Below are 11727 nucleotides of genomic sequence, written 5' to 3'. Positions count from 1 at the left end.
CGGCTGTGGGCTCGCATCAGCGGACCCATAGGTCGGTCAGCGGTTGTGTCCGACAACCCCGCGGGGTGAGCGAAAGGAGCGGAGCATGAGCGATCGGGACGCGCGGATCAGCGAGCTTGCTTACCGGATCTGGGAAGAGGAAGGCCGGCCGGAAGGACGCGACGGCGACCACTGGATCGAGGCGGAGCGGCGCTACGCCGCACAGGAGACGCCGCCCGCGCCGCCGAAAAAGAAGAAGACGATGTCTAACGCCCAGCGGGCCAAGATTCTCAAGGGGCTGGCCGCCAAGCGCGCTGCGGCCGAAGCGGCGGCGTCCGCGCCGGTCGTCGCCCCGAAGCCGAAAAAGGCGAAAAAACCCAAAGCGGCGAAGGAATGAGGCGCCGTTTCCTCTTCTGAGCGAATGATCATGCTGGAACGCCGGTCGTGCCCCGCCGTTGTGATGGCGGGACCACGCGGGCTTCATGGTCCGCTTTCAGGCGAGGCGACAGTTACATGGGCGATATCAAGACGAACCGCCGGGCCGAGGCTGGGCGGCCGTACCCGCTCGGCGCGACGTTCGACGGAGCGGGCACGAACTTCGCCTTGTTCTCAGCCCATGCGGAGCGGGTCGAGCTTTGCTTGTTCGACGACAAGCAGAACGAGGTCGAGCGGATCACGTTGCCCGAATATACGGACGAGGTCTGGCACGGGTATCTCGACGGCGTGCACCCCGGCCAGATTTACGGCTACCGCGTTCACGGGCCGTTCCGCCCCGAAGAGGGGCACCGTTTCAATCCCAACAAGCTGCTGATCGACCCCTACGCCAAGAGCCTGATCGGCTCGATCGAGTGGAACGAGGCTCATTTCGCCTACGATCTCCACGCGGCGGACAAGGACCTGACCTTCGACGAGCGCGACAGTGCGCCGTTCACGCCGAAATGCGAGGTGGCCGACACAGCCTTCGACTGGACGCGCGACACCAAGCCGGACATCCCGTGGGACAAGACGGTGTTCTACGAGACCCACGTCCGCGGCTACACCATGCTGCATCCGGCGGTGCCCGAGGGGCTGCGCGGCACCTTCGACGGTCTCGCCCAGAAGGAGGTCATCGACCACATCAAGGCGCTCGGCGTCACCTCGGTCGAGCTGTTGCCGGTCCACGCCTTCCTCGACGACCAGCACCTCGAGGGCAAGGGCCTTAAGAACTTCTGGGGTTACAACACCATCGGCTTCTTCGCGCCGATGGGGCGCTACGCCGGGGACCCTTCGAAATCCGGCCGGGCCAAGCTCGCGAGCTTCAAGCACATGGTCCGCGCACTCCACAACGCCGGCCTCGAGGTGATCCTCGACGTCGTCTACAACCACACCGCCGAGGGCAACGAACTCGGGCCGACGCTGTCGTTCAAGGGCATCGACAACCTGAGCTATTACCGTACGCTGCCCGACAATCACCGCTACTACATCAACGACACCGGCACCGGGAACACTGTCAACATCAGCCATCCGCGCGTGCTGCAGATGGTGATGGACAGTCTGCGCTACTGGGTCGAGGAGATGCATGTCGACGGCTTCCGCTTCGACCTTGGCACCATTCTCGGCCGCGAGACCTACGGCTTCGACGCGCGCTCGGGCTTCTTCGACGCCATTGGGCAGGATCCCGTTCTGCGCAAAGTGAAGCTGGTGGGCGAGCCCTGGGACATCGGCCCCGGCGGCTACCAGGTCGGCGGCTTCCCGCCGGGATGGGCGGAATGGAACGACAAGTACCGCGACAACGTCCGCGACTACTGGAAGGCGGGCGCCGGCCATCTCGGCGACTTCGCCGCGCGCGTCACCGGCTCCGGCGACATCTACGACCGGCAGGGGCGTCGGCCTTGGGCGGGCGTGAACTTCGTCACCGCCCATGACGGCTTCACGCTGCACGACGTCGTCACCTACAACGAGAAGCACAACGAGGCGAACGGCGAGGACGGCAAGGACGGCCATTCCGACAACCGCAGCTACAACTACGGCGTCGAAGGCGAGACCGACGACGAGGGGATCGTCGCCACGCGCGAACGGCAGAAGCGCAACTTCCTGGCGACCCTGCTGTTCTCCCACGGCACGCCCATGATCCTTGCGGGCGACGAGTTCGGCCGCACTCAGGGCGGCAACAACAACGGCTACTGCCAGGACAGCGAAATCTCGTGGGTCCACTGGGACCTCAACGAGAACAACGAGAAGCTGCTCGCTTTCACCAAGCGCCTCACGGCGCTGCGGGCCGAGCGGCCGATCCTGCGCCGCGCGAGCTTCCGCGACGGCATGGAGGTGACGTGGCTGAATCCCGGCGGCGGCGAGCAGACCCCCGAGCAATGGGGCGACGGGAACGCCGACTGCATCGGTCTGAAGCTGAAGACGGAGGGCGACGAGGTCATCCTCATCTTCAACGCCCATGACGGCGCGGTGCCGTTCACCCTGCCCGAACGTGACGGCGGCGCCGAATGGTCGGCCTTGATCGACACCGCCGCCCCGGAGGACGAACCTCGCGGGCTCGCCGGCGGCCAAGCCTTTGACGTCGCCGGACGCTCGCTGCTGCTGCTGGAGTAGCTTTCGGTTTCCGCGACGGCGGAGCTTCTCCGAAGCCGCTCCGCCGTCGCCCCCTCATCGGTTCAGGTCTTCGCGGCCCGCTCCAGGAGGGGCCGCCAGTTCGGCTCCACCATCAGCTTGAACGTATCCGACAGCACGCGCTCGAGATCACCGGCGCCGAGCATGTGACGCTCCGGAGCAGCACCGGGGCGGCGGATCGTCAGCCGACGGTCCATGAGCGCGAAGCGGGCCTCGGGGGCGATCCGCGCGGCCACCAGAAACCGGCGGAAGAACGACGAGGGGTGGGTGCAGGTGAACCAGTTCGCGATCACATAGTCCGCCGTCGTGTGCGCTTCGTCCGAGAACTCGTACATCGGCGACCACCCGTCTTCGGTCATGGCGAGGACCCGGGTGATTCCTCTGGACGACGTGATCCGCCAGGGCTCATGCGCCGTCTCCTGCGGCCGGGGATCGTCGAGCCGAAGCGGTTCGGGAGGAACCATGGCGCCGAACCCGACGTCCACGAGATAGGGCTGGCCCTCGACGGTGACGCGCAGCGTCCTGTGGGTGCGGCCGGCGAGTTCGTCGTCGGCTCGACCGAGAAGCACGCGGGCCAGCAGTCCACGGACCTCGAATCCGAGCGCGCTGAGCACCCGTTGGAACAGCCCATTCTGCTCGTAGCAGAAGCCGCCGCGCCGGGCTGCGATCAGTTTCCGGTCGATCGCCACGGGCGCGATGTCGACGACGCGACCGAGCGCGACGTCGATCGCCTCGAACGGGATCGCGGCGAGATGCGCGCGCTGGAGGGCGGCGAGCGTCTCATGCGAGGGCGTGAGCGGCCCCCGATAACCGATCCGCGTGAAATAGGCGTCGAGATCGACCTCGTCTGGCGAGAGAAGCTCGGCGCTGGGCGCGGGCGGGGTGAGGAAGAGGGCGGACATGAGCGGAGCTCCCAGCTTGTCGATGCGCAGGAGCAAGGCTATAAAACCTCAAGTAAGGTTGAGGTCAAGAGGGCGACGATGGTCGCGGCGCGGGACATGAGCGTGGGCGAGGTCGCCCGCCGCAGCGGCGTCGCGGTGTCGACGCTGCATTTCTACGAAGCCCAGGGGTTGATCCGGAGCCGCAGGAGCGAAGGCAATCAGCGGAGGTTCGCTCGCGAGATCCTGCGCCGCGTCGCGATCATCAAGGTCGCCCAGCGGCTCGGCGTCCCGCTCGCGAAGATCGGCGAGGCCCTGCAGGCGTTGCCGCGGGACGGCGCGCCGACGGCGGCGGATTGGCGCGCGCTGTCCGCCGCCTGGCGCGGGGAGCTCGACGACCGCATCGCACGGCTCACCCGGCTACGCGACGAACTTGACGGCTGCATCGGGTGCGGTTGCCTGACGGCGCCCGATTGCCCGTTGCGCAATCCCGACGACGTCCGGTCTCGCGAGGGTCCCGGCCCGCGGCTGCTGGACCCCCTCTGAACGCGACGGCTCCGCCGCCGCGCTCGTTGTGCTTGCCCCCCTGATCGGCTAGGGTCCGGCCGCGCGCATGGCGTCTCCGTCCGGACGGGGACGGCCGATTCCTGCGCGCCGCCGGACCGACGACCATCCGGTCAGACACGAAAAACCGGCAGGTGATATGGATTTCCTCAAGCCACGGTATACGCCGATGAACCGCCGCCGCCGCATCTATGAAGGCAAGGCGAAGGTCCTCTATGAAGGACCGGAGCCCGGCACGTTGATCCAGCACTTCAAGGACGACGCCACCGCCTTCAACGCCAAAAAGCACGAGGTGATCGACGGAAAGGGCGTCCTGAACAACCGGATTTCCGAGTTCGTCTTCCAGAACCTCAACGACATCGGCGTGCCGACGCATTTCATCCGTCGGCTGAACATGCGCGAGCAGCTCATCCGCGAAGTCGAGATCATTCCGCTCGAGGTCGTGGTGCGCAACGTCGCCGCCGGCTCGCTGGCGCAGAAGCTCGGGATCGAGGAGGGCACCCAGCTGCCGCGCTCGATCATCGAGTTCTATTACAAGAACGACGCCCTGAACGACCCGATGGTCTCCGAGGAGCACGTCACCGCTTTCGGGTGGGCGAGCCCGCAGGAGATCGACGACATCATGGCGCTCGCCATCCGCGTCAACGACTTCCTGTCCGGCCTGTTCCTCGGCGTCGGCATCCGACTCGTCGATTTCAAGATGGAGACCGGCCGCCTCTGGGAGAACGACACGGTGCGCATCGTCGTCGCCGACGAGATCAGCCCCGACTCGTGCCGTCTCTGGGACATCAAGTCGAACGACAAGCTCGACAAGGACCGCTTCCGTCGCGACATGGGCGGCCTGGTGGAGGCCTATTCCGAGGTGGCGCGCCGGCTCGGCATCCTGCCGGAGTCCGAGGCTCCGAGCGGCCGCGGGCCTGTGCTCGTGACGTCGAAAGACTGATGGCGCCGAACTGACGCCGCGTTCATAGAACTGCCGACGCCCCGCTCCCCCGAGCGGGGCGTCTTCGTTTCGGAAGGGAGGATAATAATATGCCCATAAAGATCAGGGCTCTGGCGCTCGCCGCCGGCTTCATGGCGTTCGCCGGCTCCGTCGCCGCGCAAGCGCCGGCTCCCGCGCCCGCCGCGGCGGAGGCCGACGATGCGGGGCCGTCCATCAACATCGAGAAGGTGCTAGGCGACGTCGGCTCCGGGTGGACCAAGCACTCGTCCACCGGCGAGAGCGTGACCTATGTCTGCGACAAGGACAGCTGCGGCGGCCGCGGCGTGCTCGGGGTCAGCGCGGCCAAGCCGAGCGACGACTACCTCAAGAAGATCGTCGCCGATCCGAATGGCGCGCTCCCGAGCTTCAAGTACGGCAACGAGGAGTCGATGAAGGCCACGGGCTGCGCGTTCAAGACCTACGACGTCAAGAAGCTGAGCGACAGCCGGGTCCAGATCGACAGCTCGGGAGGCTGCCCGGACGGCTCCTCCGCCGTGATGGCGACGATTTTCGACGCCAAGGCGAAGCGGCTGATGGCGGTTCAGGTGTTGACGAAGGGCGAGAGCGCTGCTCTCAAGCTGCGGGACGACAGCGCCGCGAAGATCGCGCAGGCGCTGGACGCCACATTGTAGTCCGCTCCACCGCCAGCGAGGTTCTCCCGGTCATGAAGGCGCGCGTCACCGTCACCCTCAAGAACGGGGTTCTGGATCCTCAGGGCAAGGCGATCGAGGGAGCGCTCGGCTCCCTCGGCGTCGCAGGCGTCGAGAGCGTGCGCCAGGGCAAGCTGTTCGACGTCGAGCTCGCGACCGAGGACCGCGCCGAGGCCGAGGCCACGCTGAAAGCCATGTGCGAAAAGCTGCTCGCGAACACCGTCATCGAGAGCTATCGCTACGACATCGCGGGGTGATCCCGATCATGACCGAAAGCTCAAGCGTCGCGCGCGGCCTCGCCGTCGCGGCGGCCCTCCTGCTCGCCGCCGGCGCGGCTTCCGCGCAGGGCGTTCCCGACATCATCGGCCCCAACGGCTCGTTCCGGCTTCTGCCGGACGGCACCAACTGGGAGAAGTTCCAGACCGTGCGCCAGATCGGCGTGAAATGCGTCGACAAGGCCTGCGGCGGCGAGCGCGTGTTCTGCACCATTCAGACGCGGGCCGACGAGAAGGCGCGGCCGGGCGTGACCCTGCCGGACGAGACCGCCAAGGCCTTCGGCGACGGCGTGCTCGCCAACGCGCCGAAAGAGTTCAAGACGGACTACGTCGCTCCGTTCACGCCCAGGCGCTTCGGGCCAAACTCGGGGCACTGGGCCGAGCTGAAGGCCGAGGGCGCGCCCGGCAATCTGCGCTTCGGGCTGTTCCTCGTCGCCGCGAAAGGCTACGACGTGGCCTTCAACTGCGTGACGCCGTCCGAGAGCTGGGCGGCGCACCAGCCGAAGATCGAGGCACTGCTCGCCTCGGTCCACATCACGCAGTAGCGCTCTTCGAGGACCTCGGGCCATGAACGCCGCCGTCATCGTCTTTCCCGGCTCCAACCGCGAGCGTGACGTCGCGGCGGCGTTGAAGGCGGGCTCCGGCAAGGCGCCCGCCATGGTCTGGCACGCGGAGACCGAGCTTCCCGACGGCACGGACCTCGTCGTGCTGCCGGGCGGCTTCTCCTATGGCGATTATCTCCGCTGCGGCGCGATCGCGGCGCGGGCGCCTGTCATGGACGCGGTGCGCGCCCACGCCGCCCGCGGCGGCCATGTCCTCGGCATCTGCAACGGCTTCCAGATCCTGGTTGAGAGCGGGCTGCTGCCGGGCATCCTGACCCGCAACAAGGGCCTGCGCTTCATCTGCAAGACCCAACATCTCAAGGTCGAGCGCGCCGACACCCGCTTCACGAGCGGGTACAAGCCCGGCCAGGTGATCGAGGTCATCTGCGCCCACGGCGAGGGCAACTACTTCGCCGACCCCGAGACCATCGCGCGGATCGAGGGCGAGGGGCTGGCGGCGTTCCGCTACTGCGACGCCGGAGGAAACGTCGGCGGCTCCGCCAACGCCAATGGCTCGATCAACGACATCGCCGGCGTCTATTCCGAGAAGCTGAACGTTCTCGGCATGATGCCCCATCCCGAGAACCTGATCGACGCGGCCGTCGGAGGCGTGGACGGCCTCGCGATGTTCGCAGGGCTCGCGAAGGCGGCGTGATGGCGGCCGGCGCGATCCGGGTCGGGATCGGTGGCTGGACGTACGAGCCTTGGCGCGGCGCGTTCTACCCCGACGGCCTGCCCCAAAAGCGCGAGCTCGCCTACGCCGCGGAACGCCTGACCGCGATCGAGATCAACGCCACCTTCTACGGCGCGCAGAAGCCCGAGAGCTTTCGCAAATGGGCGGCGGAGACGCCGGACGACTTCGTGTTCGCGGTCAAGGGGCCGCGTTTCGCGACGCAGCGCCGTGTGCTCGCGGAGGGCGCTGAATCGGTCGCGCGCTTCCTCGACGGCGGCGTGACGGAGCTGGGCGCGAAGCTCGGCCCGATCCTCTGGCAGCTGCCCGCGACCAAGCGCTTCGATCCGGACGACCTCGGCGGCTTCCTGAAGCTGCTTCCGGTCGAGCGCCACGGCGTCAGGCTGCGTCATGCGGTCGAGGCGCGTCACGAGAGCTTCGGCGATCCGCGCTTCGTGGACATGCTGCGCGCGGCCGACGCCGGCGTGGCGCAGGTCGTCCTCGACGACCCCGACCATCCGATGATCGCGGACCCGACCGCGGACTTCGTCTACCTGCGGCTGGAGCGTGCGCAGGAGAAGGTTGAGACCGGTTACGCCGAGGAAGAACTGGACGCCTGGGCGAAGCGACTCGCGGCCTACGCCAAGGGCGAGACGCCAAAAGACCTTCCCACGCTTGCGGCCAAGGCGCCGGCGCGGCCGCGTGACGTCTACGCCTTCTTCATCTCGGGCGCCAAGGTGCGGAACCCCGCCGCCGCGCAGGCGACGATCGCGCGTCTGCGAGGCTGATCCCTGCCGGCGGCCGAACGACTGCGCCGACGCCCGGCCAAACGTCATGCTTTCTTCATCCTTCCGCCACCCGCCTCGTTCGGGCGGGAACGACGCGGCGCGCCGCGCGTTCGATGCCCTGAGGGCGTGTGCGCGGCGGAAATCGAACCGCGTTGGGGGATGTGCCGAAAATGGCGGATGCGTCGGACACGCACGGAAGGGGGTTCGAACCTTCCGGGCCGCTCGTAAGCGCGGCGTCAGCCGCGATCATCGGCGTGATCGTGGTGGGCGTGCTCTATGTGGGACGCGACCTGCTCATCCCGCTCGCGCTTGCGCTGCTGCTGAGCTTCGTGCTGGCGCCGCTGGTCAGCAGGGCCCGCCGGCTCGGCGCGCCGCGGACGCCGGCGGTCGTGAGCGTCACGCTGCTCGCCTTCCTGGCGCTGTTCGGCCTGTCCGCCTTGATCGCGGGTCAGGTCGGACAACTCGCGGCCGACCTGCCGCAGTACCAGTCGACCATGCGGGAGAAGGCGCAGTCGCTCCGCGAGATCACCGGCGGCAGCCGCACGCTGGAGCGCGCCGCGGAGCTGCTCCAGAGCCTCGGGCAGGAGCTGAACGCGCCGCAGCCGGAGGGCCGGACCATAGGCCCCGACGGAAAGCCCACGAACGCCGAGGCGGAACGGCCGATGCCGGTCGAGATCCGCACCCCCACGCCGACCCCGCTGCAGAACCTGCAGGCGATCATCGAGCCGCTGATCCATCCGCTCGCGACCACGGGCATCGTGCTGATCTTCGTGATCTTCATTCTGCTGCAGCGCGAGGACCTGCGGAACCGGCTGATGAGCCTCGCCGGCGCCAACGACATCCAGCGCACCACCGCCGCCCTCGATGACGCCGCCAAGCGGCTGAGCCGGCTGCTGCTGACCCAGCTTGCGATCAACGTCTCCTTCGGCGTCGCGATCGGCTGCGGGCTCGCGCTGATCGGCGTGCCGAGCGCGCCGCTCTGGGGCGTGCTTGCGACGGTGCTGCGCTTCGTCCCCTACATTGGCGCGATCATCTCGGCGATCTTTCCGATGGCGCTCGCCGCGGCCGTCGACCCCGGCTGGACCATGCTGGCCTGGACGGCGCTGCTGTTCGTCGTCACCGAACCGATCGTCGGCCACATCATCGAGCCGCTGGCCTTCGGCCGCAGCACCGGCCTGTCGCCGGTCGCGGTGGTGGTTGCGGCGACGTTCTGGACCGCGTTGTGGGGGCCGATCGGGCTTGTTCTGGCGACGCCGCTGACGGTCTGCCTCGTCGTGCTCGGGCGCCATGTCGACGCGCTGCGCTTCCTCGACGTGATGTTCGGCGACCGACCCTCGCTGTCGCCGCCCGAATTGTTCTACCAGCGCATGCTGGTCGGCGATCCCGCCGAGGCGGCGGAGAAGGCCGAAGAGTTCCTGCGCGAGCGTTCGCTTTCGGCCTATTACGAGGAGGTGGCGCTGCCGGGCCTGATGCTTGCGAGCCGCGACGCCGTCCGCGGCGCGCTGGACGACCGCCGGATCGCGACCGTCCGCGCCGCGGCGGACGAACTGGTCGAAGACCTCGACGCCTGGGACGACGAGGATCCGACCGCCGCCGCACATGACCGGACAGACGACGCCGAGGCCGCGGACGCGATCGACCGCGCCGCGTCCGACGCCTCCGCGGCGGGGCTGCCCGACGCCGCAGCGCCACCGCTGGTGGTGCGCTGTCTCGGCGCGGTCGGAGCCATCGACCAGGCGGCCGCCGGAATGGTGCGGCAGGTGCTCGAAAAGCACGACGTCGCGGCCACGCTCGAGACCGACGATCTGGTCTCGGCGGCGGGCGAAGCCGGCCGGCTGGTGATCTGCATCGTGGCGCTCGCTCCGGGCGAGGCGCATCTGAGGCTTGCGGTGCGGCGGGTTCGCCGCCGCGCGCCGGACGCGACCGTCGTGCTGGGCTGCTGGGGCGGCGAGGACTCCGTCGCCGGCGCCGCGCGCCGGGCTGGCGCCGACGCGGTTGGCCGCAGCCTACCCGAGGTCGTGGCGCTCTGCCTCGCGGCGGGCAAGTCGCAGGATTTGATCGACGACGCCGCAGTCCCGACGGCGCCTGCGCTCCTCGCCGCGCGACGCGCCTAGAACTCGGTCGCGGCGCCGATGGCGGCCAGCGCCGCTTTCGCGATCGCCACGTCGTCGTCGTCGGAGGCGGAGCCGATCCCGATCCCGCCGATGCAATGGCCGTCGAACACGATCGGCAGCCCGCCCGCCATCTGCGTGATCCGGCCGTGCGAGGCGAAGGCGAGGCCAGCTGCGATGTCTTGGGGGATTTTCGGCGTCGGCCGGCGGTGGGAGGCCGAGGTCTGCGCCTTGGACCGGGCGGTCTCGATCGACAGGAACTTGGCGCCGTCCATCCGCGCCATGGCGAGATCGACGCCGCTCTCGTCCACGATCACCACGTTCACCGGCGCTCCGATCGCCTCGGCGTGAGCGACCGCGGCGCCGATCATCGCGAGCGCGCCGGCGTGGGTCAGTTTCGGCGCGCTCCGGATGGCGGGCGGCTGTCCGCTCACGACAGCGAGCCCTTGACGCCCTCGACGAGGAACGCCTTCTGGTCGAGTTCGGGCGCGTAGTTGTCGAGGCTGGAGCCGGTGGCGACGATCTCGGCGCCCTTGTTGTCGCGGATCGGGCCGACATAGATCGGCTTGCCGGCCGCGAGATCGGTGACCGTCGCTTCTGCGGCCTTGCGCGCCGCCTCCGGCGCTCCGGCGCCGAACGGGGTGAGCCGCACCATGTCCTTGTCGAAGCCGCCGACCAGCGTGTTCGGCAACGGCTGGCCCTTGCTCAAAAGCTCAGCGAAGCCCTTGTAGATGGTCTCGTATTTGAGCTCCGCGCCGGTGACGAAACCCTTGGGCGCGAGCGAGGCCTGCGAGGCGTTGTGGCCGCAGGTCTTCACGCCGCGGCCTTCGGCGGTCTGCACGATCACCTTGGGGCTGTCGACGTGGCAGGCGATGAGGTCGCAGCCGGAATCGATCAGCGAGTTGGTGATCTCGGCCTCGCGCACCGGCAGGGACCAGTCGCCGGAGAACACCACGTGGACCGTCGCGTTCGGATTCGATTTTCGCGCGCCGAGCGTGAACTCGTTGATCGAGCGCAGCACGATGCTGATCGGCTTCGCCGCTACAAAACCGATCCGGCCGCTCGCCGAAGACAGCCCGGCCGCGACGCCGGACGCGTAATGCGCCTGGTCGAGTGAGGCGAAGTAGCCGCCGAGGTTCTTCGGATGCTTGTCCGCGCTCCAGAGCGTGGTCGGATGGCGGAACTGCACGTTCGGATAGGCCTTGGCGAGGTCGATCATGAACGGGTTGAAGTAGCCGAACGAGGTGCCGAAGATTAGGTTGGCGCCGTCGATCTCGATCATCGACTGCATGGTCTTGACGACGTCGACGCTCTCGGGGACGCGCTCCTCCTCGACCACGCGCACGTTCGGCGTCCGGCGCAGCGCGTCGATCGCGACCGCATGCGATTGGTTCCAGCCGAAATCGTCCTTCGGTCCGACATAGACCACTCCGACCGTCACCTCGCCTGCCGCGAGAGCGCGGCCGGCGCCGAGGCCGGTGGCGGCGACGCCGACGGCGGCCGCGCTGCGCTTCAGGAACGCGCGACGATCCTGCCGGCCCGCGAGGAGCCGCACCCCTGCTGCATCCGCCATGCTCCGCCCTCGCTCAGGACGCCCCGTCGGCGTCGATCGAGGGCCATTATTGTA

The 11727-nt window shown here is 68.4% G+C and carries 13 protein-coding genes; 10 read left to right on the top strand and 3 right to left on the bottom strand.

Annotated elements, in window-relative coordinates:
* The first annotated feature begins 85 nt into the window (after positions 1–85).
* Both ACFSCV_RS04505 and glgX read left to right on the top strand, forming a co-directional pair.
* Entirely contained in the window at positions 86–376 is a 291-nt protein-coding gene (locus tag ACFSCV_RS04505) for a DUF2934 domain-containing protein (RefSeq protein ID WP_378797394.1), read from the top strand.
* A gap of 116 nt (positions 377–492) precedes the next feature.
* Positions 493–2562, top strand: coding sequence for a glycogen debranching protein GlgX (gene glgX, locus ACFSCV_RS04500; RefSeq protein ID WP_378797392.1), 2070 nt, complete (start codon positions 493–495; stop codon positions 2560–2562).
* A 62-nt stretch (positions 2563–2624) separates the two neighbouring features.
* Here glgX and ACFSCV_RS04495 read toward each other — a convergent pair whose 3' ends face one another.
* Positions 2625–3482, bottom strand: coding sequence for an arylamine N-acetyltransferase family protein (locus ACFSCV_RS04495; RefSeq protein ID WP_378797390.1), 858 nt, complete (start codon positions 3480–3482; stop codon positions 2625–2627).
* 78 nt (positions 3483–3560) lie between these two features.
* On the opposite strand from ACFSCV_RS04495, the gene soxR reads away from it, so the two are divergent.
* From soxR to ACFSCV_RS04455, 8 genes are all read left to right on the top strand, one after another.
* A complete protein-coding gene (soxR, locus tag ACFSCV_RS04490; RefSeq protein ID WP_378797388.1) occupies positions 3561–4004 on the top strand; it encodes a redox-sensitive transcriptional activator SoxR in 444 nt (147 codons plus the stop codon).
* A gap of 157 nt (positions 4005–4161) precedes the next feature.
* Positions 4162–4965: a phosphoribosylaminoimidazolesuccinocarboxamide synthase gene (gene purC / locus ACFSCV_RS04485; RefSeq protein WP_378797386.1), complete on the top strand. Its 804-nt coding sequence runs from the start codon at positions 4162–4164 to the stop codon at positions 4963–4965.
* Positions 4966–5054: 89 nt separating this feature from the next.
* Complete coding sequence (locus ACFSCV_RS04480) at positions 5055–5636, top strand: hypothetical protein (RefSeq protein ID WP_378797384.1); 582 nt, start codon at positions 5055–5057, stop codon at positions 5634–5636.
* 32 nt (positions 5637–5668) lie between these two features.
* The gene (gene purS, locus ACFSCV_RS04475) at positions 5669–5911 is read left to right on the top strand and encodes a phosphoribosylformylglycinamidine synthase subunit PurS (protein ID WP_378797382.1); all 243 of its coding nucleotides are present in this window, start codon (positions 5669–5671) and stop codon (positions 5909–5911) included.
* Positions 5912–5919: 8 nt separating this feature from the next.
* On the top strand, positions 5920–6474 hold the full coding sequence (locus ACFSCV_RS04470) for a hypothetical protein (protein WP_378797380.1): 555 nt from the start codon (positions 5920–5922) through the stop codon (positions 6472–6474).
* 22 nt (positions 6475–6496) lie between these two features.
* Positions 6497–7186: a phosphoribosylformylglycinamidine synthase subunit PurQ gene (purQ, locus tag ACFSCV_RS04465; protein ID WP_378797378.1), complete on the top strand. Its 690-nt coding sequence runs from the start codon at positions 6497–6499 to the stop codon at positions 7184–7186.
* Complete coding sequence (locus ACFSCV_RS04460; protein WP_378797376.1) at positions 7186–7989, top strand: DUF72 domain-containing protein; 804 nt, start codon at positions 7186–7188, stop codon at positions 7987–7989. The genes purQ and ACFSCV_RS04460 overlap by 1 nt, the downstream gene beginning before the upstream one ends.
* A 170-nt stretch (positions 7990–8159) precedes the next feature.
* Positions 8160–10103, top strand: a complete 1944-nt coding sequence (locus ACFSCV_RS04455; RefSeq protein WP_378797374.1) for an AI-2E family transporter — start codon at positions 8160–8162, stop codon at positions 10101–10103.
* Here ACFSCV_RS04455 and ACFSCV_RS04450 read toward each other — a convergent pair.
* Both ACFSCV_RS04450 and ACFSCV_RS04445 read right to left on the bottom strand, forming a co-directional pair.
* On the bottom strand, positions 10100–10534 hold the full coding sequence (locus ACFSCV_RS04450) for a GlcG/HbpS family heme-binding protein (RefSeq protein ID WP_378797372.1): 435 nt from the start codon (positions 10532–10534) through the stop codon (positions 10100–10102). The two genes, ACFSCV_RS04455 and ACFSCV_RS04450, sit on opposite strands and share 4 nt — an antisense overlap.
* Positions 10531–11673 carry a BMP family ABC transporter substrate-binding protein gene (locus tag ACFSCV_RS04445; protein ID WP_378797370.1) on the bottom strand — a complete coding sequence of 381 codons (1143 nt, stop codon included), beginning with the start codon at positions 11671–11673 and terminating at the stop codon, positions 10531–10533. Before ACFSCV_RS04445 ends, ACFSCV_RS04450 begins: the two co-directional genes overlap by 4 nt.
* Between the last annotated feature and the right edge of the window lie 54 nt (positions 11674–11727).

Source organism: Methylopila henanensis, from assembly GCF_042681025.1.
Classification (GTDB): domain Bacteria; phylum Pseudomonadota; class Alphaproteobacteria; order Rhizobiales; family Methylopilaceae; genus Methylopila; species Methylopila henanensis.
The sequence above is the reverse complement of the archived record's forward strand: the minus strand, read 5'-3'. Positions and strand labels throughout refer to the sequence as shown.